Raw genomic sequence first — 580 nt, 5'->3', positions numbered from 1 at the left:
TACCCGATCTCGGCGAAGGCCTCGCTGAATCAGAAATTGTAAAATGGCATGTCAATGTGGGCGACATGGTCAAACTCGACCAAGTGATCCTCACCGTTGAGACGGCGAAAGCAACCGTAGACGTTCCTGCTCCGTACGCAGGCAGAATTGTCAGCCGCCATGGTGAAGAAGGCGACGTTATTAATATTGGCGCCCTACTTCTAGAAATCGACGAAAGTGGCGCAGAAAACACTGTCTCTGCGGAAAAACGACAAACCGCCGATGCCGCAACCGTTGTTGGCACCGTATCTCACCAATCTCATAATGTAAATGTTGACGATTTTTGGGTGGGCGGCAGCCACAACAAATCGGCAGACAAACTCATCACCGCTTTACCTTCCGCGCGTTTGCTAGCGAAAAAGCTAGGCGTAGATTTGAAAACGATGGTCGGTAGCGGACCAAGCGGTTTGATCGTCGATGCCGATGTTTACGAAGAGGCAGGCAAACAAGTTCCCGGCACGGAAGTGCTCAAAGGAGCGCGCCGTACGATGGTCTCGACCATGGCAGAATCGCATCAAAATGTCGCAGCGGTGACCATTAC

The 580-nt window shown here is 51.9% G+C and carries 1 protein-coding gene; it reads left to right on the top strand.

What is annotated here, in order from left to right; all coding sequences use genetic code 11:
• Positions 1–580 (top strand): biotin/lipoyl-containing protein (locus R7Q48_RS29425; protein ID WP_318133898.1); only part of this gene is annotated, 580 nt, incomplete at both ends.

This window comes from Vibrio sp. 378, assembly GCF_033339435.1.
Note: the sequence above shows the minus strand (reverse complement) of the source record. Positions and strands in the feature narration are given on the sequence as shown.